This is a genomic window from Phytoactinopolyspora alkaliphila, from assembly GCF_010550695.1.
GTDB classification, from domain to species: domain Bacteria; phylum Actinomycetota; class Actinomycetes; order Jiangellales; family Jiangellaceae; genus Phytoactinopolyspora; species Phytoactinopolyspora alkaliphila.
Window position 1 is genome coordinate 69,965 of record NZ_JAAGOB010000015.1, and the last position, 22,450, is coordinate 92,414.

At 66.8% G+C, this 22,450-nt stretch carries 19 protein-coding genes and 1 pseudogene; 9 read left to right on the forward strand and 11 right to left on the reverse strand.

The genetic code is table 11. The features are described from left to right. Positions 1-935 precede the first annotated feature (935 nt). From G1H11_RS26115 to G1H11_RS22155, 11 genes and pseudogenes are all read right to left on the reverse strand, one after another. Positions 936-1,295 carry a hypothetical protein gene (locus G1H11_RS26115; RefSeq protein WP_246211702.1) on the reverse strand — a complete coding sequence of 120 codons (360 nt, stop codon included), beginning with the start codon at positions 1,293-1,295 and terminating at the stop codon, positions 936-938. Positions 1,296-1,542: 247 nt separating this feature from the next. Next, positions 1,543-2,346 (reverse strand): annotated as a pseudogene (locus G1H11_RS27540) (DUF222 domain-containing protein); the annotation flags it as partial. 367 nt (positions 2,347-2,713) lie between these two features. After that, complete coding sequence (locus tag G1H11_RS27265) at positions 2,714-3,871, reverse strand: alpha/beta hydrolase family protein (RefSeq protein WP_216844026.1); 1,158 nt, start codon at positions 3,869-3,871, stop codon at positions 2,714-2,716. A gap of 217 nt (positions 3,872-4,088) precedes the next feature. Further along, on the reverse strand, positions 4,089-4,595 hold the full coding sequence (locus tag G1H11_RS25355) for a DUF1707 domain-containing protein (RefSeq protein ID WP_216844027.1): 507 nt from the start codon (positions 4,593-4,595) through the stop codon (positions 4,089-4,091). A gap of 134 nt (positions 4,596-4,729) precedes the next feature. Further along, positions 4,730-5,686, reverse strand: a complete 957-nt coding sequence (locus G1H11_RS22125) for an inorganic phosphate transporter (RefSeq protein ID WP_163820781.1) — start codon at positions 5,684-5,686, stop codon at positions 4,730-4,732. A gap of 109 nt (positions 5,687-5,795) precedes the next feature. Continuing rightward, the gene (locus G1H11_RS22130) at positions 5,796-6,473 is read right to left on the reverse strand and encodes a DUF47 domain-containing protein (RefSeq protein WP_216844028.1); all 678 of its coding nucleotides are present in this window, start codon (positions 6,471-6,473) and stop codon (positions 5,796-5,798) included. 92 nt (positions 6,474-6,565) lie between these two features. After that, a complete protein-coding gene (locus tag G1H11_RS22135; RefSeq protein WP_163820782.1) occupies positions 6,566-7,603 on the reverse strand; it encodes a 2-hydroxyacid dehydrogenase in 1,038 nt (345 codons plus the stop codon). A 19-nt stretch (positions 7,604-7,622) separates the two neighbouring features. Beyond that, the gene (locus tag G1H11_RS22140) at positions 7,623-9,095 is read right to left on the reverse strand and encodes an FGGY-family carbohydrate kinase (RefSeq protein WP_163820783.1); all 1,473 of its coding nucleotides are present in this window, start codon (positions 9,093-9,095) and stop codon (positions 7,623-7,625) included. A gap of 91 nt (positions 9,096-9,186) precedes the next feature. Then, the gene (locus tag G1H11_RS22145) at positions 9,187-10,005 is read right to left on the reverse strand and encodes a DeoR/GlpR family DNA-binding transcription regulator (RefSeq protein ID WP_163820784.1); all 819 of its coding nucleotides are present in this window, start codon (positions 10,003-10,005) and stop codon (positions 9,187-9,189) included. Beyond that, positions 9,989-10,672, reverse strand: coding sequence for a histidine phosphatase family protein (locus tag G1H11_RS22150; protein WP_163820785.1), 684 nt, complete (start codon positions 10,670-10,672; stop codon positions 9,989-9,991). Before G1H11_RS22150 ends, G1H11_RS22145 begins: the two co-directional genes overlap by 17 nt. Next, positions 10,669-12,186 (reverse strand): FGGY-family carbohydrate kinase, encoded by a 1,518-nt coding sequence (locus G1H11_RS22155; protein WP_163820786.1) that lies wholly within the window; start codon positions 12,184-12,186, stop codon positions 10,669-10,671. Before G1H11_RS22155 ends, G1H11_RS22150 begins: the two co-directional genes overlap by 4 nt. Positions 12,187-12,360: 174 nt before the next feature. Here G1H11_RS22155 and G1H11_RS22160 point away from each other — a divergent pair, with 174 nt between their 5' ends. From G1H11_RS22160 to G1H11_RS26130, 9 genes are all read left to right on the forward strand, one after another. Then, entirely contained in the window at positions 12,361-13,167 is an 807-nt protein-coding gene (locus tag G1H11_RS22160; RefSeq protein WP_163820787.1) for a DeoR/GlpR family DNA-binding transcription regulator, read from the forward strand. 351 nt (positions 13,168-13,518) lie between these two features. Next, positions 13,519-14,868: an ABC transporter substrate-binding protein gene (locus G1H11_RS22165; protein WP_163820788.1), complete on the forward strand. Its 1,350-nt coding sequence runs from the start codon at positions 13,519-13,521 to the stop codon at positions 14,866-14,868. Between the two features lie 16 nt (positions 14,869-14,884). After that, positions 14,885-15,556, forward strand: coding sequence for a glycerophosphodiester phosphodiesterase family protein (locus G1H11_RS22170; protein WP_163820789.1), 672 nt, complete (start codon positions 14,885-14,887; stop codon positions 15,554-15,556). Next, the gene (locus G1H11_RS22175) at positions 15,553-16,404 is read left to right on the forward strand and encodes an inositol monophosphatase family protein (protein ID WP_163820790.1); all 852 of its coding nucleotides are present in this window, start codon (positions 15,553-15,555) and stop codon (positions 16,402-16,404) included. Before G1H11_RS22170 ends, G1H11_RS22175 begins: the two co-directional genes overlap by 4 nt. Beyond that, positions 16,401-17,357 (forward strand): carbohydrate ABC transporter permease, encoded by a 957-nt coding sequence (locus tag G1H11_RS22180; RefSeq protein WP_163820791.1) that lies wholly within the window; start codon positions 16,401-16,403, stop codon positions 17,355-17,357. The genes G1H11_RS22175 and G1H11_RS22180 overlap by 4 nt, the downstream gene beginning before the upstream one ends. Continuing rightward, positions 17,354-18,196, forward strand: a complete 843-nt coding sequence (locus tag G1H11_RS22185; RefSeq protein ID WP_163820792.1) for a carbohydrate ABC transporter permease — start codon at positions 17,354-17,356, stop codon at positions 18,194-18,196. Before G1H11_RS22180 ends, G1H11_RS22185 begins: the two co-directional genes overlap by 4 nt. A gap of 123 nt (positions 18,197-18,319) precedes the next feature. Continuing rightward, positions 18,320-19,984 (forward strand): right-handed parallel beta-helix repeat-containing protein, encoded by a 1,665-nt coding sequence (locus tag G1H11_RS22190; protein WP_163820793.1) that lies wholly within the window; start codon positions 18,320-18,322, stop codon positions 19,982-19,984. 308 nt (positions 19,985-20,292) lie between these two features. Then, positions 20,293-21,318, forward strand: coding sequence for a carbohydrate ABC transporter permease (locus G1H11_RS22195; protein ID WP_163820794.1), 1,026 nt, complete (start codon positions 20,293-20,295; stop codon positions 21,316-21,318). Positions 21,319-21,524: 206 nt separating this feature from the next. Further along, positions 21,525-22,418, forward strand: a complete 894-nt coding sequence (locus G1H11_RS26130) for a carbohydrate ABC transporter permease (RefSeq protein ID WP_216844029.1) — start codon at positions 21,525-21,527, stop codon at positions 22,416-22,418. Positions 22,419-22,450: the final 32 nt, after the last annotated feature.

Here is a 22,450-nt window from a genome sequence, read left to right on the forward strand (position 1 = left end):
AGGCATGACAGGTGGCGCCCGGTTGATGTACCTGTGACCCAGGGGGCTAATCCACGCCGTGGTGTCCGGCCCAAGCCTGTATACGCGCCACCCGCCCTCGTGCTTGAGCCGATGATCGTGACGACAGCAACACGCCAAGTTTCCGTCGACAGTAAGACCACCCTGAGCATGGTCACGGATGTGGTCCAGATCGGTGCGTGTAGCCGGGCGCCGGCATGCCGGGTGCGTGCAGCACCGGTCCCGCACCTGTACCGCCCGCCGCAGCCGGGTACCCGCGAAACGCCGCAGCACGTCCACATCGTCTTCACCGGCGAACATGTCGCCATCGAGCCCGGCGCCGTCGATACGACGAGAGTCGGCACCATGGGAGTCGACACCATGGGAGTCGGCACCATGGGAGTCGAGACGATGGAAATGGCGCGCGGCGTGAAACTTGTAGGCGATGTCGGCGACCACTCGATCCCAGCCCCGGCTCTTACCACTGAGCGCGGCACGAGCCAGCCGGTCCAGGTCCGCGGTCCGGACTTGCAACTCGACGACCCCACCCCGACATGCAGCGGGCTGCCTACGGTGCTGCATGCGCACGGCCGGACCATCGGAAGGCAGAATGGGGCGCCGGCTGGTGATACCACATTCGAGCGGACGGCCATGTCGATCACACATCACCCATCGCCATTCGGCGGATCGCATCGTGTCGATCACTTGGCGCGCGACCGAGGCGGTAACGAAGCCCCATCCCACGATCTCGCCCGGATGTTCGTCCATGTGAAGCAGCGTCGACACCTGCACACGCAGCTCTCGCACGGACCAGGCGGTGCCGGCGTGTCCCACACTCGGAGAGGGGTCCCCTGAGGTGGCGCCCCCGGGGGAGAAACTGTCTCCCGGGCGCGGGTCGATTGCTGGGTCGCGGTCGACTGCTGAGCCGCGGTCGCCTCCTACTGTGGCCGCGTCAGACGCGCCCGCACTACCGGCGTTTCCTCCCCCGGCGGAAGCAGCCGGCCGCCCCGACACCGCGGCGCCGTGATCATCTTGGCGAAATCCACCGTGGAAACTCGCAGATCCACCACCTGCAGGCCCACCATCACCATTCGCAAGCCCGTCGCTGCCTGAGGGACCACCGCCGCCCGAGGGACCACCGCCGTCAGTTCCTCCACCACCTGCAGGCCCACCATCACCATCAGCGAGCCCATCGCCGCCCGAACCACCGTCACCCGAGGAGCCACCGTCGCCCGAGGGAGCACCGCCGTCAGTTCCTCCACCACCTGCAGGTCCGTCGTGGACAACCATGCCGGCACTGTTGTGATCGTGGCTCGCACCGGCTCCGGCGGAAGTGGCCTGTGCTTCATCCTCGTGGGCGAGAAAGGGATGCGCGACGACGTACTCCACGATCTGCTTGTCATTGAGCCCTACCAGGGCGCCGTCCAGCAGACCCAGATAGATGTCGGCACGGATGTGATCGATACGCCGCCTGTCTCCAGCCCGCTTGCAGCACATCGCGAGGGTGTCGATGCGATCACACCCCGCTGCCGCACGCTCCACCGGCAAGTCCAAACCGTTGATGTTTGCCGTACCGTCGTCGTTTCGTGTGCCGACAACGCGCCGGCCCTTGACAGCCCTCTTGTACCGCTTTTCCGCCCACTGCGGGTCGATTCCCAACGCCGCGCGCTTGATCGCGTCGATCAGTTCGCCGACCAGCATCCCGGGCGCACGGGGAAGAAGGTCGGCACATACCTGCGCGGCTTGATCATCGGTGAGATCCGTGGTCCATTGGCACAACGCCGCAGCCCGCGGCTCATCCAGGTTCCCGGCATACAGGGCTTCGGCCACCATCGGTAACCGCATGTGTATGTCCCACGAGAACTCGAACGCCGTCTCCGCCCTACGCCGAGACCAGATCAACTCCGCGCGGACGTGCTCAGCGGCGAACTCGCCCGGCTGCTCGACCCGGGAAACCGAGTCCCATGACTGCGGCTGTCGCATTCCGGACTCGAGCACGGCACGCAGGAACACGGTGCGATAGTGATTGGACAGCCGGTACGCCGCTTTCATGACGTCGATCACGTCGTGGCCGGAAACCTGGCCTACCGAGATCTCAGCCAGCTGCGCCGCCAGCTCTGCTCCAGGAGGCATCTGCGCCAACCCGTCGGGGATCGGCTCCGTTGCCACGCCAGTGGCGTCGCGGCCCTCATTACCGAACCGGTGGTTACGGCCGGACCCATACCGGCCACCAGCGCCGTTGTTTCCGCCCGAGCCGCCGTGGCGTCCGCCCGAATCACCCTGGCGTCCGGAGCGCGTGAGCTCGGCACGCGGACCGCCACGCCCGGGATCCTTACGCCTGGGACGCATCACGGCACCTCCTTCGCGACCACGGAGCGGACAGCAACGAACCGACGACCTCAGCACGGGGAAGACCGCCAGCAGGGCTCTGGCATGACGAATGCTCCGTATCCACGAGCCGTCACGGCCACAAGCGACGTGGCGCCAATCCTTTCCGACTTAAGATCATCATAGATCAAACACACGTTCGGATCAAGCTCTTCTATCTGCCCGAAGAAGTTTCAACTCCATCGGTGACGATCGCCGACGATGGTACGGCCCCACGGTCCGCACTACGTGATGACTCAGGTCACCGCACTGCTGCCAGCCCAGACGCCCCCACCCGGTCGTCGTCAGCCCAGGTGCCGGTCGTCATCAGCCCAGGTGCCGGTCGTCATCAGCCCAGGTGCCGGTCGAAGAACTCCGCGGTCGTCTCGATGGACGCCTGCCACTGTGGCTCGAACGCGTGCTGTTCCCCTTCGTACACCTCAAGGGTCACATCCGCTCCCGCATCCGCCAGCGCGTCTCTGGTGTCATGAGCCCATTCGATCGGGCAAGTGTCGTCTGCCGTCCCGTGGTGCATCAGGACCGGCTCCGTCACCTGGTCGAAAAACGTGACCGGGGAAACGTCCTGCCAGAACCCCGGCGCGTCCTCGGGCGGACCGTAGGCATCGATGATCTCCTCGGTCAGCTCGGCCGCCTCGGGGTTTCCTCTCGTCCACCGGTCGAAGTTGTCCACCGCGTCAGAGCTGACCGACGCGTACACGACGGCCGCATCCACCAGGCCCGGCTGGACGACGAGGGCGTTGAGCGTTACCCCGCCTCCCATCGACCGGCCGAGCAAGCCGACCCGGTCGCCGTCGAGGAACGGCAGCGACGAATCGCGGATCGCGAGCACGGCGTTCACCACATCTTCGGTGTATCCCAGGCGCAGTCGCACCTCGTTCTCCGGGTCGTCGTCGGACTGGGCGTGGTTGCGGTAGTCGGTATGCAGGACGGCGTACCCCTCCCGGGCAAGATAGTCCTGCTCACGCGCGAGGCCGCGCCCGGTCGTGTAGATCTCCGGATCGATGTAGCCATGGGCGAGCACGAGTACGGGATGTGGACCGTCGCCCTCGGGGACGTTCATGATCCCCGAGACCGTCAGATCCCCGCTTCGGTACGTGACCGCGTATCGGATGTAACTGCCGGCATCTTCAAGGACATCCCCGAGCTCCAGATCACCGCCATCGAACTCCTGCTCCATGAGTGCGGGTAGGGAGACCGGGTGCGGTGGCTCCGTCACCGGCGCCGAGGGTGAGGACGCCGTGTCCTCGCCCGCCGCGGGCGCTTCCGTCGGGGCGTCGGCCTCGGCGGGATCGGTCTCTGTCGAGTCCGTTTCGATGGGCTCGGGCGTACTCGGCGCGGGTCCCGTAGCGGGCTGCGTGGCGGACCCGGCCGCACCGTCGGCGCGACCGTCCGGGGCGCCGTCGTCGCCAGCAGAGCACGCCACCACACCGGTCATCGTCACGGCGACGAGCATCGCGGCCCACGAGTGCACTCGATCGGCTCTCACACGCTCCATCATGCAGCCAGAACGGCGCCGAACGCGAGGCACAGCCTCACCAGCCGGCGCAATCTCACCAGCCCGCGCGACCTCACCAGCCTCGCGCCGCATCAGCGCACAGCGCCGCATCAGCCTTCTGCCGACACCCAGCCCCTCGCCGCCGCATCAGGCCTTGTCGAGACATGGGTGTTCGTCGACGTGCCAAGGAGAAACACAAACGACGACGTCACGTCCAGTCGCGCAACGTCCTGCCCTGCTCGTCGCGGAACGAGCCGGTGGCGAGCACGATGAGGTCGATGAAGGCCCACACGCCGGACGCGACTCCGAACGTGCAGATGGCGAGCACGATCATGGCCGCGCCCGAGCCGTTCTTGCCCACGTAGAACCGGTGCGCGCCGAAGACACCGAGGAACAGGCACAGCAGGAAGCCCGGCATGATGGTTCGCGGGCTGGTATCGGGCGCCCGGTCCGGCAGCGGCGCAGGGCGAACCGGAGCCGGCGGCGCAGGGCGCATTGGCACGATGTCGGCCACGATCTTGGCGAGGTCTCCGTGAGTCTTCGCGGCGTACACGTGGCCCAGCCGGTCGTCGAGTTCGACAAGGTCCAGCCGGCCGTCTCCAGCGGCTGCCCTCACCATGGCCGCCACCTCGTCCCGCTGAGCATCCGTACTGCGAATGTGGCTGGGGTGTTCTTGCGGGTGATATGGCGGTACAGGTGCACCCGTGGTACTCACAGCATCATGATATGTCGTGATCAACCAGCGCCCAACGGCATGTGACCCCACGGCCAGCGGCGACACGGCCGGCATGGCACACCCGGCCAGGCGCGCGATACGTCCGGCGTGGCACGCCCATCGGAGCGGAACGCTCACGACAACGCCGCGGCCACCAGACCGGCCACCGCGGCGGCGCCGAAGCTGACCGGGAGGGTCACCACCCACGCCAGGGCAAGATTGCGGACGACGCGCCAGCGCACCCGCCGATAGCTCTCGTGAACCCCAGCGCCGAGCAGTCCACCGGCGATCGACTGGGTCATGCTGACCGGCGCGCCTACCGCGGCACTGCCGAGAACGGCCGCGGCCGCGGAGAATTCGGCCGTCACCGCGTGCGTGGGACGGGTGCTGAGGATGCCGTTGCCCACCGTGCGCGCGATCTTGGGCAATCCGAGCACCGCACCCACGCCGAACCCTGCGACGATGACCAGGTACGCCCACCACGGCACAGCCCGCCCGCCGTTGCCCGCGGCCGTCGCGGCCATGAAAAGCACCAGCATCTTCTGACCGTCGTTCGCCCCGTATGCCACGCATTGGGCGACGAAGGCCGCCATGTGCGAACGCCGGACGGTGGAAAGGTACGAGGCATCGCGCGCGGCACGCCAAATCCAGGAACCCGCCAGCGCCAGCAGCATTCCGACGATGGGTGCGGCCATCCCGATGCTCAGCACCCGGATCACCGAGTTCCAACCTACGGCGAGATCCATGCCAAGTCCCGCGCCGGCGATCGCCCCGATCACGGCCAGCGTCAAGCTTGTCGGCAAGCCGGCCCACGCGAGGCTCATCACCACGACGATCGCCACCAGGAAGCCGATGGCCAGAGCCGTGGGCGCGTCGTCGTCGTTCGAAACGATCGCACCGGCCATCGTGTCGGCGACAGCGGTGCTCACCAGGAGGGGAAGGGCGACGACGGCGGTGGTGAGGATGGCTAGACTGACCGGTACCGACAGCGCCGGTACCCGCAGCCCCGGCGCGATCAGCGCACCCCCGTCGTTCATACCGGTCACCACCACGAACGCGACCGCTAGAGCGATCAGCAACTCCGGTGCCACAGTCCTCCCTTGTCATACCGGCACCGTCGTGGCCGGTCCTCGGTCAGGTCCGACGTCGCAGCCCCCTTGACGGCCTGCCTGGAACCTGGGTTCCTGCACCGCAGGACCACTAGTAACCGCGCTTGAGCGCTCCGTCGGTGAGGACGTCGGCGGCATCATTGATCCGGACGCCGACCCAGTCAAGTCGTTTGATCAGCTCGCGGTGCTTGAGGGCATGCGGAGAGAGCTCGCCGCCGACGATCTTGGCGAACTCCTCTTGGTACGCGCGGTTGACCGCGCGTGCGGCCTTCTTCGCGTCGAGAGACTTCATCGGCACCCGCTGCGGTTTGCTCCACAGCGACTCGACCGCCTCCTCCAGCGACTCGATCGCGGCGACGACGGCGTCGACAAAGGGCCGGTATGTCTTGCGGTTCTCGATCTGATAGAGGTCGGCTTCCCGGACGAAGTCGCGGATGGTGTCGAGAACGTCGTCGATGGAACGGGAGAGCCGGAACAGGTCTTCGCGGTCCAGCGGAGCCACAAGGGTCTTGGACAGCCGCTCGACCAGTTCGGCGCGCATCTCGTCACCGCGGTGCTCGACGTCGGCGATCTGCTCCCGCGCCTCGGCTGGAGTGACCTTCTTGTTGACCATGGCCTGGGCCAAAGCGGCGCCCTCCAGTGCGGCATGCACCTGGCCGGTCAGGGCTCGGGACAGGTCAGCATCACTGCCCCCGCGCCACGACGACCTCCATCGTCGTAGTCGTCGCCAGGGCGACTTCACCGTCGGCATCTCCTCTTGGGTTTTCATTCATCTCCCGTTCAACTTCCGTTCACGTAATGTTCAGTATCGCATGAGTCGTAGTTGAACCCTTTGCCTGTCATTACCCAATCGGGGCGAGTTCAGGGTTTGACGACCCCTGGCAACGCCCTGCCGTCGAGATATGCGGCCACCACGCCCGCGCCCAGCTCCGCAGCGCGATGTGCGGTCTGCCGGGTAGCTCCGGCCAGGTGAGGAGTCATGACGACCTTCTCCGAGCGCAGAAGCGGCCACCCGTCCGCAATGGGCTCGGACGGGTACACGTCCAGGCCCGCGCCCGCGAGATGACCGGCGTCGAGCGCTTCGGTGAGGGCGTCGTAGTCGACCAGGCCACCTCGCGCCGTGTTCACCAGATAGCTTCCCGGCCGCATCGCGGCCAGCGTCTCCCGATTGATCATACCGGCGGTCTCCGGCGTCATGCGAGCATGCAAGCTCACCACGTCGCTGCGGTTCAGGAGCTCGTCCAAATCCACCAGCTCGACACCCGGCAGGACGTCGGCGGGGCCGATGAACGGATCGTGGACCAGAACGTCGGCCTCGAATGCCAGAAGGATCTTCGCCACTCGCCGCCCGATCGCTCCGTACCCGACCAGACCGACCGTGGAGCCACCGAGCTCGAGCCCGCACTCGTCGTACGCGTAGAGGTCGCTGCGCCACTGACCGGCCGCTACACCGGCGTGGATGCGCGGGATCGACCGCAGCGTGCTCAGCATCAGGGTCACGGCATGCTCGGCCGCGGCCACCGCGTTCCGGCCGGGAGTGTTGCAGACGACGACGCCACGCTCGGCCGCCGCGGGGACGTTGACGTTGACCGGTCCGCCTCGGGTGCACACGATGAGCTTGAGCTGCGGCGCGGCGTCGAGCACGCGGGCGGTGAACGGAGCCATCTGGGTCACGGCGATCTCCGCGCCGGCGATGAGCTCGACCATCTCGTCCTCGACGTCGGAGGCCTCGTCGACCTCGCCGACCGAACCGAAGGGGATGAGAGGCCACGGAAGATCCAGGCGCGTGACGTCGAGAACGTGCCGCGGATGCTCCACGACCCGGCGCAGGCGGTCCTCCAGTAGATCATTGCCGACGAAGTGGTCTCCCGCCAGAAGCACCCGGCGTGCGGTGTTCATCAGTCTCTCTTCCTCTCGGTCACAGAGCCCGCCACGATTCGCGGGCACTCGTCACGCGGTTCAGGTAGTCGGCGAATGCGTCGTCGTACAGCTGCCGATTGCCTTCGCCCGGTTCCACGACGTGCCGCGGGACCGGCCAGTCCGGCGCCTGGCCCTGCGCCTCCAGCGCCGAGAGCACGGCGCCGTAGGCTCCGGCCTGGGCGATGTCGACCACCTCCAGGGGGCGGCCGAGCACGTCGGCGAAGAGCTGGGTCCACTCGGCGCTCTGTGCACCGCCGCCGCAGACAGCGAGCCGCCCCGTCAGCCCGGCGGCGTCGAAGCAGTGCCGCGCGGCGAAGGCTAGCCCTTCGCACAGCCCGCGGACCAGGTCGGATCGCGATGTGCCCAGGTGTAGCCCGTCGAAGCGCCCGCGCGCCGACGAGTCCACGAAAGGCGCCCGTTCCCCCGACGCCGACCAGTACGGCAGTACCCGCACCCCGCGCGCGCCGGGCGGCGAGGCGTCGAGGAACCCCCCGAGCTCGTCCACCGACGACCCGATGGCATCCAGCAGCCATCCCAGCGAGGCCGTACCCACCATGGCCGGCATCGCGCGCATCCACAGCGCGTCGTCCCACATCCCGAGCAGCAGCCCGGCGCGTAACAGCGCGTTCTCCTCCACACTGGGATCCGTGTCCACGATGGGCGAGGGATCGTCCGTGATCACCTGACAGCTCAGCGTCGTGCCGACGATCAGCAGGCCGTCCCCGGGGGCGACGACGCCACTACCCCGTGCCGAGGCCAAGAGGTCGTACGGCCCCGCGGACACCGGGGTACCGGCCGGGACGCCCAGCGACTCCGCCGCACCGGCCGTCAGTTCTGCCACCGGGCCGCCCGCTGCCGTGACCGGGGGCAGGAGGTCGCGGCGATGCTCCAGACCGCAGGCCCGAACGATCGCCTCGTCGTAGTCGCGACGACGAGGATCGAGGAACGGGTACGACGCGTCGGACACGTCGATCTCACGCGCACCAGTCAGCCTATGGAACACCACACCGAGGCAGTGCGTCGCCGTGGATGCCCGGTCCAGCACCGCGGGTTCGTCCCGGTCGAGGGCGGCGAGAATGGCGGCGGACGCTCCGGGGAAGACCATGCCTCCGTTGCGGCTCAGGATGAGATCGGCCGTGCCGTCGTCGTCCCACCTCCGCACGATGTCCGAGGCCCGCGCGTCCAGCCAGGACACCGCGGGCCGGACCGCTCGTCCTTGCTCGTCGTGCAGCCAGCAGCCGTCTCCCTGCCCGGTCAGGGCCAGCAGCGCGGGCGGTGAGGGCAGTTCTGCCGACACGGCCCGGACCACGTCGGCGACGGACTCGACGACGGCGTCGATGTCCTGTTCGACCTGGCCCTCGGCGGGATACGCCAGCTGCGTGGGCACACTGTGCACCGCCACCTGATCTCCCCCGGGGCCATAGGCGACCGCCTTGGTCAGCGACGTCCCGATATCGACTCCGATATACATACCGGCCTCCCTTGGGCTTCAGGACTACTACTCGTATTGGTCCCGGACACGACTCCCTTTCGGCGCTTGAGCGAGGGACGCTCGCTCAAGATCAACCGGCGGCCGGGTTCGGATCGACCTCCGCGATATGCACGTTCACGCGCCGGTCGCGCAGCGCGCGGACCACGTCGGACGGCGCTCCGCCGTCCACCACGACGTCGTCGAAGTCGGTCAGTGGCGCCAGCTGGTGCAGCGCCGTCCCACTCAGCTTGGTGTGGTCGATCAGCAGCACTTTCCTCGCGGCGGACCTCATCATCGCCCGCTTCACCAGGACGATCTCTTGCTCCTGATGGAACGCATGCGTGGGCGACACGGCCGAGGTAGAGGTGAACAGAACGTCCGCGCGCAGCGATTCGATCGCCTCGATGCAGGGCACACCCAGAAATGAGTCGTGCGTCGGGTAGTACTCCCCGCCCAGCGAGATCAGCCGGATGCCCGGCATCTGACTCACTGTCTTGATCACTTCCAGGAAGTTCGTGATCACCGTGAGCGGTGCCGCGTCGTCGAGGAGGTACGCCACCTGCAGCGTGGTGGTGGAATCGTCGAGCATGACCGCCATGCCCGGCTCCACGAGCGTCCGGGCGTGCTGGGCGATGGCGGCCTTCTCCGCCTGGGCCGAGCGCAGCCGATATGCGACGTTGCTTTCGAAAACGCTGGACGGCTGGGCGCTGACTCCGCCGCGGAACTTGCGGACGACGCCCTGCCGCTCCAGCTCATCGAGGTCCCGGTGCACGGTCATCAGACTGACGTCGAACAGGTCAGCCAGCTGGCTGGCGGACACCGAGCCCTCCCGCAGGACGTACTCGGCGATCTTGTTCTGCCGGTCCCCACGGGAGTTCCGGCTCACCGCGGGTTCAAAGGACCTGGCCATGTGGCGCCCCTCCGGCGTGTTCCTGTGCTTGCGTATGCGATTCGACGTGGTCAGACGGCGTGCGGTTGTAATATTCGAGCGTCACGGTGCCGCCGGCGCGCACCGACAGCTGTGTCGTGGCCGTGGGCGCCATCCCCCGCAGCGCCGTGCGGTAGGCGCTCAGCGGGACGCCCAGGTACCGGCAGACGATCAACCGAATGAGCGTGTTGTGGCAGATCACGAGGACATCCTGCCCCGGATGCCGGCCCGCGATCTCGGTGAGCGCCGACGTCGCTCGCGTCGCGGCGTCCTCCGGGTGCTCACCTCCCGGTAGGTGGTGTGCGGAAGGGTCCTGGAGGAACAGTTCGACCGCCCGCGGATGAGTGACCCGCAGCTCGTCGAGCGTGTGCCCTTCCGCCTCGCCGAAGTCCAGTTCGCACAGGCGGGCGTCGGTGGTGACGTCCAGCCCGAGGGTCTCGCCCACCGGCTGCGCGGTCTGTCTGGCCCGCAGCATCGTCGACGCGTACACGTGATGGGGCTTGGCGTCCGCGGCCCAGATCGCGAGGGCGCGCGCCTGCTGCTGCCCGACGTCGTCGATGCCGATGTCGGAGGAGCCCGTGTAGCGGTTGCCTTCGTGCCACGGCGTGCGGCCGTGCCGGGCGAGGGTGAGCGTGGTCGGCGAGGTCATGACGTACTCCGGGAAAGATCGACGGTGAAACTCTCGTTGATGTACCCGCGGCGCACAAGTTCGGCCGCCAGCGTGGCGTAGCCGGCGCTGAAACGTTCATGCGCGTGCGGTCGGGGTTCCACGATGGCCTTGGTGGTCACCATCCGGCCGGCACGCGCGGTAACGCTCTCCTCGCGCGACGACGCCAGTACCGCCATCCCGAATGACGGCTCCGGGCTCTCGGGCAGGACGAGCGGTCGGCCGAGGACGTCGGCGCGCAGCTGGTTCCAATACGCGCTGCGGGTGGCGCCGCCGGTCACGCTGATGTGGCCCGAGACGTCGGCGCCGATGGCCGCCAGATGCTCGAAGCACAGCCGCTCGACGAAGGCCACACCCTGGATCATCGCCGCGTACTTCTCCTCGGGAGCACTCACGTCTCCCAGCTGGAAGCCCGTGGCGTCGGGCCGGACGAAGGGAAACCGCTCCCCCCGGGCGCTCAGCGGATAGATCACCGCACCAGCCGGCTCGAAACGGCTCGCAGCGTCGCTGAGCCGGTCCAGGTCATGGGTGCCGAACTCCTCGGTGATGACGCCGGCCCCCACGTTCGATGCCCCGCCGGGGAGCCAGCCGCCGTCTGGATGCAGGTGGCTGTAGACCGCGCCGTCCGGATCCGCGATGAGTTCCGACGAGACGCCCTTCAGCACCAGGGTCGTGCCCAGCACCGAGTTCCACGTGCCCGGTGCGAGTGATCCCGCGGCGATCTGCGCGGCGCAGCCGTCGGTCATGCCGGCCACCACGGGCGTTCCGGCGGGAATACCGGTGTGTGTGGCGGCGTGGGCGGTCACCGTACCCAGTGTGGTCCCCGGCCTGACGACCTCCGGAAGAACGGCCAGGTCCACGCCCGCGGCATCGGCGAGCGCATGGTTCCATCCACCCTTCACCACGTCGTATCCCGACTTGAGCGCGTGACTCGTGTCCGTGTGCGTGCGGTGCCCCACCAGGTTGGCGGCGATCACGTCCGCGCTGTGCGCCACCCATCTGCCAGGTGGCGCGGCTCGGTTCCCCGCACCGGTACCCGCACGATGGCGCATCAGCCACCCGAGCTTGGGCAGCGCCCAGGACAACTGGACGTCCGCGCTCTGCGGGACGACGTCGCTCAGGGCGTGGATTCGGGCCAGCTCGTCGCCGGCACGGGCGTCGTCGTACATCAACGCCGGCGTCAGCGGCGCGCCGCGCTCATCGGTCAGCAGCACGGTGCCGGAGGTGCTGCAGATGGCCACGCCGCCGATGTGACCGGGGACGACATCGGATGACAGCGCAGCGAACGCGCTCCGGGAGGCCTCCCCGACGGCATCCCACCACTGATGGGGGTCCTGCTCGTGCTGACGGCTGCCTTCCACGGTGCGCCGCCGGCTGGCCAACGGTGCGGATCCCAGCGACAGCACGGAGCCGTGATCATCCACGATCGCCGCTCGTACGCTCTGGGTCCCAAGATCGATCCCGACCCAGGCGACGTCCGTCGCGGGCGCCTCCATCCAAACCTCCACTATGCGCCGACCTGAAACTTAACGTTCAAGCTCCACATTGATAACAGTGGAGGATGTTAAGATACACCATGTTCCGATAGAGATCGGGCCGAAATGGGGAAGAGTTTCAATGACGCAGCGCGGTGCCGCGCACAACGCACGTCGGTAGGACAGACTTGTCACATGGCAGCCACGCACGGCGGAAAGGGTCCACTGTCTAAGCGCACGCAGGCACGCGAGGTGCGTCAGCAGACGATCGTCGACCACGTGGTGGCCAACGGCGTGGCGACGGCGGCGGAGCTCACCGACCTCACCGGCGCCAGCCTGATGACCGTGCACCGCGATCTTGACGAGCTCGCCCGCCGCGGTGTCGTCCGCAAGTTCCACGGCGGGGTGTCGGCACAGCCGTCCACGGTCTTCGAGAGCAGCTCGGAGTACCGGCTGCGGGTTCAAGTGCGGGAGAAGGAGGCCTTGGCCGGCGCGGCCCTGGATGTGATCGAACCGGGGATGTCGATGATGCTTGACACCTCGACCACGAACCTCTTCCTCGCCCGCCGCCTCAGCGAGCTCGACCACGGGCCCCTCACCGTCGTGACCAACTACCTGCCGATCATGCAGACCTTGCGGACCGTACCCGACGTCCACCTGATCGGCATCGGTGGCGACTACAACTCCACTCACGACGCCTTCCTCGGCATGGGCGCGATCGAGGCAATCAGCGCCCTCAGTGTTGACCTGGCCTTCCTCAGCACATCGGCGATGACGCCGGAGACCGCCTACCACCAGGAGCCCGAGATCGTCATGGTCAAACGGGCCATGATGGAATCCGGGCGGCGACGCGTCCTGCTGATGGACCACACCAAGCTGGGCAAGACCGCACTGCATCGGCTGGGACCCGTCTCGGAGTTCCATCAGCTGATCGTCGACGCCGCCGCCGACGACGCCCTCCTTCGCGAGGTCGGCGAACACCTGCACGTCCGGCGCGCCTGATACGGCTGCTCCAGCGAATCTTCGCACCGCACGTCCGGGGTGACGGTCACCGAGCTCGGACATCCCGGATCCCTCCGCGATCACAGCTACCTGCACGCGGTGCGTCCCCGCTGGGCGGGCGATCACCTGACGCAACGCAGGGGCGGAGGGTGCGATGGACATCAGATCACCTACCTTCCAATGAGCCTGCGTTGGCCGTCCGTTCATAACGTATTCAAGTTAACTCTATCGTTCTTTACGTTAATACTGTTAGAGTTTTGCCACGAAAGTTCGCCGACGGTCCCATTCCGGCGGCTCACCGCACCGGTTTCACACCATCGCCCGGCCCCACAACTCGGAAGGACCCCAGCGATGAGACAACGGCTCGTGGCAGCGGCCGCCATCATGGCCGCACTCACACTCACCACCGCTTGCAACACCGGCGACGGCGGAGATGAAGGAGACGGAGGAAGCGCCGGCGACTTCGACGGGACGATCAGCTTCTGGTACGCCATGGCCGGCCGCAACGGCGAGGCCATCATCGAGCTCGTCGACCGCTACAACGAGCAGAACGACATGGACGTACAGGTCGAGGCGATCTACCAGGGCAACTACAACGACACACTCACCAAGTTGCGAGCCTCCGCGCAGTCCGGGGATCTGCCCAGCATGGTGCAGGTCAACGAGCTGAGCACGCGATTCATGTTCGACTCCGGCCTGGCGACCCCGGTACAGGAACTGGCCGACCGGGCCGGCTACTCCTTCGACGATCTCAACCAGAAGCTCGTCGACTACTACACGGTGGACGGCGTGGTGCAGTCGATGCCGTTCAACGTGTCGGCTCCGACTCTGTACTACAACAAGGACGCCTTCGCGGAGGCAGGACTGGATCCGGAGGACCCGCCGCAGACACTAGAGGCGATTCGGGATGCTGCCGGGCAGCTCGCCGGCGGCAGCACCGAGCACGGCTTCGTAGCCTCGATCGACGGCTATCTGATCGAGCAGTACCTCGCTATGGCCGACGCCCCCTACTGCGACGCGGGCAATGGCCGCGACGGCCTCGCCACCCAGGTGGAGTGGGACAACGACGTCACCGAGTACATCGTCGACTGGTGGGCCGGCATGGTCGAGGATGATCTGGCGGTCAACGTCGGCAGGAACAACAACAACGCCTCCGCCGCGTTCCAGTCCGGCAACGCCGCCATGATGACGTTCACCTCGGCAAACCTGCGCGACATCATCGATGGCTCGGACTTCGAGGTCGGCCTCGCACCCTTCCCGAAGCCGCGCGAGGGCGACGCCGGCGGGCCACTGCTCGGCGGCGGATCGCTCTGGGCTCTGGCGGGCCAGTCCGACGAGGCCAAGGACGCCGTCTTCGATTTCATGGCCTTCATGATGTCCCCGGAGAGCCAGGCGATGTGGTCCACTCAGACCGGCTACGTTCCAGTCAATGAGCGTGCCACCGAGTTGCCTGAGTACACCGAGGTCCTGGCCAACTACCCGGACCTCGAGCTCGCGGGTGAGCAGCTCGCCGGCACCCCGGAGGGCGCGAATACCACGGGTTGCCTGATGGGGGTCATGCCGCAGGCGCGGGACCGGATGAACGACGCCGTCGAGGCGGCGCTGCTCGGCGTGAAGGAACCGAGGCAAGCGCTGCAGGACGCCGCGGCATCACTGACGTCGGCGATCGAGCAGTACAACGATTCGGTCGGCACCAACTAGGAGGCGAAGGACACTCGTGCTCACCTTGATCGGACACCGCGGAACCCCTTCCGAGTTCACCGAGAACACGGTCACGTCGCTGCGAAACGCGGAGGCGCTGGGCGCCGACGGCGTCGAGTTCGACGTCCGGCTCACCCGGGACGGGGTTCCCGTACTCCTCCACGACGCTGATCTGAACCGGATCTGGGGCAGGCCCGACCAGCTGGCCGACGTCGACTTCGGCGATGTCAGCGACATCCTGCCGTCGTTGGCCGACGTGCTCGACGCGGTCTCGATCCAGCTCGTCGTCGACTGCAAGGGTTCTGGGACCGTCCAGCGAGCGATTCCGGTGCTACGGGACGGTGCGGCGCTGGACCGGTCCGTGTTCATCGGTCAGCACGAGGTTCTTCGCGAGGTACGAGCGGAGCTGCCCGATGCTCGGCTCGCACTGTCCTGGGCCGGCGACAGTACGCCGCCGGCCCAGGTCGTGGAGGCGTTGCAGCCGGAGATCATGAACGTGCGCTGGCGCGACCTCGATCCGTCCGTCTTGGGCTGGTACCGAAGCGTCGGACTCACCACCTGGTGGACATACACGATCGACGACGCCAATGCGCTCCGCCAAGCGGTAGACCTCGGCTTCACCGGACTCATCACCAACGATCTGCCCGGTGTCTCCGCGGCCGCGACGAAGACCGGGGTGGCGGGATGACTCAGGACACTCGCACCGAGCGCGACCTCGGCGGGGCGCACGACGTCGCCATCGAGCTCACCAGGTGGGCGCAGGCCCGGATCTCCGGCAGCAGACCGGGCAACGACGACGCGCAGGAGAAGGCCGGACCGGGCGACTGGGTGACCTCGGTGGACCGTGCCGTCGAGGAGCACATCCGGGCGGAGTTGCTCAGCCGGTTCCCGGGGGACGTCGTCGTGGGCGAAGAGGCCGGAACATCCTCCTCGCACCCGGACGACTCCGGCCGTGACTCGTTGACCTGGTACATCGACCCGATCGATGGCACCACCAACTTCGTCCACGGCCTGCCCGGTGTGAGTGTGAGCGTCGCCGCCGTGGACCCGCGAGGCACCGCCGTCGGCGTCGTGCACGACGTCTACCGGAACGAGGTGTTCAGCGCGATCCGGAACGGCGGAGCGAGGCTCGACGGCCGGCCCATCACCCCGGCCGTCGACCGTGCCGGCCTGCGCGGAGGGCTACTGCTCACCGAGTGGTCCGGTATCTCACCATGGACCGGCATGCAGGGCCTCATCGAGAGCCTGCAGGGTGAGTACACCGCCACCCGGATCCTCGGGTCCTGCGCGCTCAGCCTGGCCTCCGTGGGCGCGGGCCGCGCCACAGCCGCGGTGCTCGGCGGGCACTACAACCCGTGGGACGTCCTCGCCGGGGCTCTGATCGCCGTCGAGGCCGGCTGCGTGATGTTCGACGTCGACGGCGCCGTCGACGCAGTGCCGATGACAGGCCTCGGGGTCGCACAGCCAGACGTCGCGGAGACAGTTCAGCGCAGATGGAAGGCAGCCGCTGCCGAAAGCTCCGGAGGCCCGTCATGAGCCAGCCCGCGGCGACGAAGACACGTATCTCCGGCACCGCGCCGCCGTCTGTTCCAGTGGGGAAACGGCCCAAGTACAACCGCCGCGAACTCCTGACCGCGGCGTTGCTTCTGTTGCCGTCGATGGCCATCTTCGCCGTCTTCAACTTCTATCCGCTGTTCCAGTCCATCTATCTGAGCCTCCACGCCAACGACATTCTCGGCCTGCCCACCCGGTTCGTCGGGATGGATCAGTACATCGAGTTCTTCTCCAACCCGGAGCTGCGCCGGATCACCGTGGTCACAGCGGTCTTCGTCGTCATGACCGCACTGCCGAGCGTGGTCATCGGGATCTTCCTGGCGTTGACACTGCAGGCACGGATCCGTGGCGTCAACGTCTTCCGCACGTTGATGTCGACGCCGTTCGGTTTCTCCGCCGCGGCGACGGCGGTGGTGTTCGCGGTCTTCTTCAATCCGGCCGTCGGAGTCTTCAACGGCATCCTGCGCATGATGGGGATGGACAGCGTCGGCTGGCTCACCAACCCGACCTTCGCATTACCCAGCCTCGCCATGGTCTGCGTCTGGGGGAACATCGGCTACACGCTGCTGGTGGCGTCCGCTGGTCTGCAGAACATCCCCGACGAGCTGTACGAGGCCGCGCGCCTCGACGGCGCTGGTCGATGGACGGTGATCCGCCAGGTCGTCCTGCCTCTGCTCACACCCACCATCTTCTTCCTGATCGTGATCATGACGATCAACTCGCTGCAGACCTTCGGCGAGATTCACATCCTCACCGGCGGCGGTCCCAACGGCGCGACCACCACCCTCGTCTACGGCATCTACCAGACGGCGTTCGCCTACGGCGGCAGCAACTACGGCCTGGCCTCGGTCCAGGCGGTGGTACTGCTCGTGGTGGTGACCGCGGCCACCTGGCTCCAGTTCCGAGTCCTCCAGCGCAAGGTGTTCTACGGATGAGCACACAAACAGGCCTGTTCAGACCGAGCACACTTCGATCCCTGCCCGCCTACGCCGGGCTCACCGTCCTCACCGCGGTCATCGTCTTCCCGCTCTACTACGCCGTCGCCGGCTCAGTGATGACCGACCGGGAGCTGACGTCGTTCCCGCCCGCCCTGTTCCCCAGCGAATTCACGCTACGCAACTATGCCGACGTGCTGGACGCCATACCCCTGATCCGGCAGTACTTCAACAGCATCTTCGTGGCCCTCGTGGTGGTGGGCGGAGCCGTCCTCACGTCGTTGCTGGCCGCGTACGCGTTCGTATTCCTCAGATTCCCACTGAAGAACACCCTGTTCGCCCTGTTCCTCGTCACCATCATGGTCCCCGGGGAATCGCTGATCATCCCTAACTACCTGACCATCTCCAACCTCGGCCTCCTCGACACCTTCCCGGCGCTGACGCTGCCGTTCCTGGCCATGGGGTTCGGCACATTCCTGCTGCGCCAGTTCTTCGCGTCGTTCCCCAAGGAGATCTACGAGGCGGCCCGGATGGACGGGTGCAGTCACATGCGGTTCATGTTCTCGATCCTGACCCCCCTGTCCCGGCCCGCGCTTGCGGCGCTGGCCATCTACGCCTTCATCACCACCTACAACAAGTACTTCTGGCCGCTTCTGGTCACCAGGACGCCGGAGATGCAGACGTTGCAGATCGGACTGAGTCAGCTGCGGTCCCTGGAGGCGCGCGACCCCGGCCTGATCCTGGCCGGCGTGACCTTGGCCATCATCCCCATGCTGATCCTCATCTACTTCTTCCAGCGCAACATCATCCGAGGGCTGACCAGCGGATCCGTCAAGTAGAGGCCACCACGCCAGGCGTTTGCGCCGCATGGGCGGTGCGGTACCGAGGCCGAAGCGACCTCAGACCGTCTGCCCAGCACGAGTGATCGAGTCCCATCCCCCACCCCCGAAGGAGAAAGACCCGTGACCCGTCAACCTGACCATCCCACATCCCCCGCTCGCAGGAATCTGTTCCGCCTCGCGACGGCCGGTGCCATGTCCACGGCCGCGGCGGTAGCGGTCTCCGGCTCCGCCTGGGCGCGGCCGGGGGTTCCGGCCAGCCCGTCCGGAACCCCCTTCGTGGAGAAGGACACCCTCGTCGTCAACGTCCTGGACCACGGAGCCACCGGCGACGGCAGCACCGACGACACCCAAGCCCTCCAGGCCGCGCTCGACGCCGGCCGCGGCCGGACCGTCTACATACCGCCAGGCGTGTACCTGGTGTCCACCATGCTCAGCGTCTTCTCCGGAACGACGGTCCTGGCCACGGCCACCAGCGTGGTGCGGCGAACCGACGGGCCGAGCATCCTCGGCAACGGTGTGCTCGGCGACATGACCGCCACCAAGTTCGACGGCGAGTCCAACATCGTCATCCAAGGCGGCGTGTGGGACGTCAACGCGAGGAATGTGGCGCGGAACGCGAACGCGTTCTCGTTCAGCCACGGCCGCAACATCCGGGTCTACGACGTGCGCGTGCTCGACGTACAGGGCTGGCATGCGATGGAGCTCAACGCCGTGGAGACCGTGCGAGTGGCGAACAGCAGGTTCGAAGGCTTCTCCGACCCGGCGGGCAACCGCCAGTACTCCGAGGCTGTACACATGGACTATGCCGGCGGCGCGGGACACTTCACCCTCTTCGGGGCGCCCGACTTCTACGGCTGCAAGGACATCGAGGTCATTGGATGCTACTCCGGGCCATCTGCCGATTTCCCGTCCTATCCGCGGCTGGTCGGCTCGCACGGCGGCCCGGACGGCCACCAGCACACCGGCCTCCGTGTCATCAGCAACTACGCTGACCAGTGCAGCGAGTGGGCGATCAGGCTCTACGACTGGCTGGACGGGGTGGTCGAGGGAAACCAGATCGCCGACGGCGGCGGCGGAATCCAGATCGGACCTGCAGGGGTGCAGACCGGAGGCAACATCGTCGTGCGCGGCAATACGCTCCGCAAGCTCACGGGGGTCCAAGAGGCCGACGGCCGGCCGCCGGACGCCGCCATCTGCATCGGCCGTCTCAACAACTCGCGCACGCACCGGCTCACTGTCACCGGCAACATCGTCGAGGACGTCGACATGGAGGGCATCGCCGTGTACCGCACTGACGGCGCAGTGGTGTCGGCCAACGTCGTCGAGGACTGCGCCGGCGTCGGAATCCGGGTGAACGACGCGCCTCGCGCCGTGGTCACGTCCAACAGCATCCGGCGAACCGGCCGCGAGGGTGTCGTCGTCCATGCCGGCAGTAACGGCGCGCTCGTTTCCGGGAATCTCACCGAGGACACGGGCGCGTACGGGATGAGCATCACCAACGCGGTCGAAGACGTCGTCGTACGGGACAACATCCTTCTCGGCAGCGGCACGGCCGACGGCACCGTGGCTGCCCTACGGGTGAGCAACAACGCCAACCGGGTGACCCTGGCCGGCAACACGGTCCGCCGACGCGACAGTGGTGCCCATGCGGAGTACGGCATCTCGATCACCAGCACGTGTACAGGTACCTGGTACACCGGCAACGACCTCCGCGACTCCGGAGCGACGGCCGCCGTGTCCGACCAGGGCAGCGACTCGTCGACCGATCCGGCGGGACTCTCGTGAGGCAATCCCGTCCGGATACACCTTGATAACAGTCATCGTGGTGCTTGACTACCAAACCGGCATCTCCGGGTCAGGGTTCACCGCTGGCGCCGGTTCCGTCATGGAAAGCATCTGACCGGCCGATCACGGCTTTGACCAGGCCATTTGAGACCACGTACCTCGTGTCGCCACCCTCGCTCCGGATGCCGTTCAGGGTCCGGGGCGGGGCGTGGACACTTCCACGACACTCACATTTCGCGCTTCGTTTCTAGTTACATCTATCGTCAGCGATGTTAAATCTGTTACTGTCGGCTCGATCGTTCACGTGAATGACGGTCAGCCAGACAGTACAGACCAGTACCACGCCCCTGGAAGGCACTTCGTTGACGTCTCACTCCACGGCATCGCCGCCCTCGTCCATCGGCGGCGACGCCGGTGCGCGCGGCGCAGCTGACCGTACCGTGACGCGGCGCCGGCGACGCCGCCACAGCCGCGAGTACCTCCTGTTCCTTGTCCTCGTCTCCCCGAACCTGCTGCTGATCGGCACGTTCGAGTACTGGCCGGTGATCTACAACGCTTACCTGAGCCTGACTCGCTGGAACATGTTGTCAGGTGTGCCGGTCTGGGTGGGCCTGGACAACTACCAGAGCCTGTTGACCAGTTCGAGCTTCCACACGGTCATGTACAACACGCTGCTGTTCACCGGCACCGTCGTGATCGGGAGCGTCGTGATCGGGTTGGCCCTCGCGGTGTTGTTCAACCAGAAGGTACGCGGCCGCGGATTCGTCCGCACGGTCGCCTTCGCCCCGCACATCGTGAGCGGCGCGGCGGTCGCCACCCTCTGGCTGTTCATCTTCAACCCGGACTACGGACTGTCCCGCTTCGTGCTCAATCAGGTGGGGCTCTCTTCGCCGCGGTGGGTCTCGGACAGCGACTGGGCGCTGGCGAGCCTGATCATCGTGTTCCTCTGGAAGGGCATCGGGTTCGTCGCGATCGTCTACCTCGCCGGGCTGCAAAGCCTGCCGGAGGACGTCTACGAGGCGGCCAAGCTCGACGGCGCCCGGGCATGGACCACATTCCGGCGGATCACTCTCCCGCTGTTGTCTCCGGTGACGTTCTTCGTGCTGGTCATCACCATCATCGGCACGTTCCAGGCGTACGACATGATCGCCGTGATGACCGGCGGCGGTCCGGGGAACGCCACGACCACCCTCTCCTGGTACATCTACGAACAGGGGTTCCAGGCTTCTGACGCCGGCCGCGCGGCCGCGAGCGCCATGATCCTCTTCGTCATCCTGCTCATCGTCACCGGTCTGCAGACGAAGTATGCGCAGCGCAAGGTCCACTACCAATGAGCGGCGAGACGAGGAGCGAGCGTAGTGGACGGTCCGACGAAGGAGGTCCGGCCGCGGAGCAAGCGACGAACCGAGCGCGACCACAGGCAATGAGCGGCGAGACGAGGAGCGAGCGTAGTGGACGGTCCGACGAAGGAGGTCCGGCCGCGGAGCAAGCGACGAACCGAGCGCGACCAGAGGCAATGAGGAACGAGAGGAGCGAAGGGGTGGCCATCGACGAGCGGACCACGTCCCAGGAGGCCCAGCGACGGCGCACAGGCCCCAACACCCGGGACGGCGAGACCGTGGTCCGCAAAGTTCTTCTCTATGCCGCCCTGGTGGCGGTGGCTCTCCTGTTCATCGGCCCGCTGTACTGGCTGTTCTCGTCCGCGCTGAAAGAGCCCGGCGACATCTACCAGTACCCTCCGCATTGGGTGCCGCTGCGACCACACGTGGAGAATTTCGCCAACGCCTGGCAGGCCGCGCCGTTCGGCAACTTCTTCATGAACTCACTGATCGTGACGGCAGGTGGCGCAGCGATCAAGCTGGTCAACGCCACGCTCACCGCGTACGCGTTCGTCTTCCTGCGGTTCCCGTTCAAGAACGTGCTCTTCCTGGTGATGCTCGGCGCGCTGATGGTGCCGAACAACGTCACCTTGATCGTCAACTACATCACGGTGTCCAACCTGGGCTGGATCAACACGTACCTGGGCCTGATCATCCCGAGTGCCGGTTCCATCTTCGGCATGTTCCTCCTGCGCCAGTACATGATGACGCTGCCGAGGGACATCATCGAAGCAGCCAAGGTGGACGGTGCCGGCCACATACGCACGTTGTGGCAAGTGGTCCTGCCCATGTGCAAGCCGATGCTCGTCACGGTCGCCATCATCGCCATCGTCGACATGTGGAACGACTTCATCTGGCCACTGATCGTCACCAACACGGTGGAGATGCGGACTCTGCCCATCGGCCTGCTCTACCTGCGCACCACCGAGGGCTACTCCAACTGGGGAGCGATCATGGCAGGCACGGTCATGGTGGCGCTCCCGATGCTGATCCTCTTCCTGTTTGCCCAGCGGCACATCGTCCGCGGTCTGACCGGCGGCGCCGTCAAGGGCTAGCCCGGCTCGTGTATCACTCGACGTTCGATTGA

Coding starts and splice junctions, on each gene's coding strand:
- G1H11_RS22165 (WP_163820788.1), top strand. CDS start 13,519: ATGAGACAACGGCTCGTGGCAGCGGCCGCCATCATGGCCGCACTCACA.
- G1H11_RS22180 (WP_163820791.1), top strand. CDS start 16,401: ATGAGCCAGCCCGCGGCGACGAAGACACGTATCTCCGGCACCGCGCCG.
- G1H11_RS22160 (WP_163820787.1), top strand. CDS start 12,361: ATGGCAGCCACGCACGGCGGAAAGGGTCCACTGTCTAAGCGCACGCAG.
- G1H11_RS22145 (WP_163820784.1), bottom strand. CDS start 10,005: ATGGCCAGGTCCTTTGAACCCGCGGTGAGCCGGAACTCCCGTGGGGAC.
- G1H11_RS22130 (WP_216844028.1), bottom strand. CDS start 6,473: ATGAAAACCCAAGAGGAGATGCCGACGGTGAAGTCGCCCTGGCGACGA.
- G1H11_RS22155 (WP_163820786.1), bottom strand. CDS start 12,186: ATGGAGGCGCCCGCGACGGACGTCGCCTGGGTCGGGATCGATCTTGGG.
- G1H11_RS22195 (WP_163820794.1), top strand. CDS start 20,293: ATGACGGTCAGCCAGACAGTACAGACCAGTACCACGCCCCTGGAAGGC.
- G1H11_RS22150 (WP_163820785.1), bottom strand. CDS start 10,672: ATGACCTCGCCGACCACGCTCACCCTCGCCCGGCACGGCCGCACGCCG.
- G1H11_RS22135 (WP_163820782.1), bottom strand. CDS start 7,603: ATGAACACCGCACGCCGGGTGCTTCTGGCGGGAGACCACTTCGTCGGC.
- G1H11_RS22140 (WP_163820783.1), bottom strand. CDS start 9,095: ATGTATATCGGAGTCGATATCGGGACGTCGCTGACCAAGGCGGTCGCC.
- G1H11_RS22185 (WP_163820792.1), top strand. CDS start 17,354: ATGAGCACACAAACAGGCCTGTTCAGACCGAGCACACTTCGATCCCTG.
- G1H11_RS22175 (WP_163820790.1), top strand. CDS start 15,553: ATGACTCAGGACACTCGCACCGAGCGCGACCTCGGCGGGGCGCACGAC.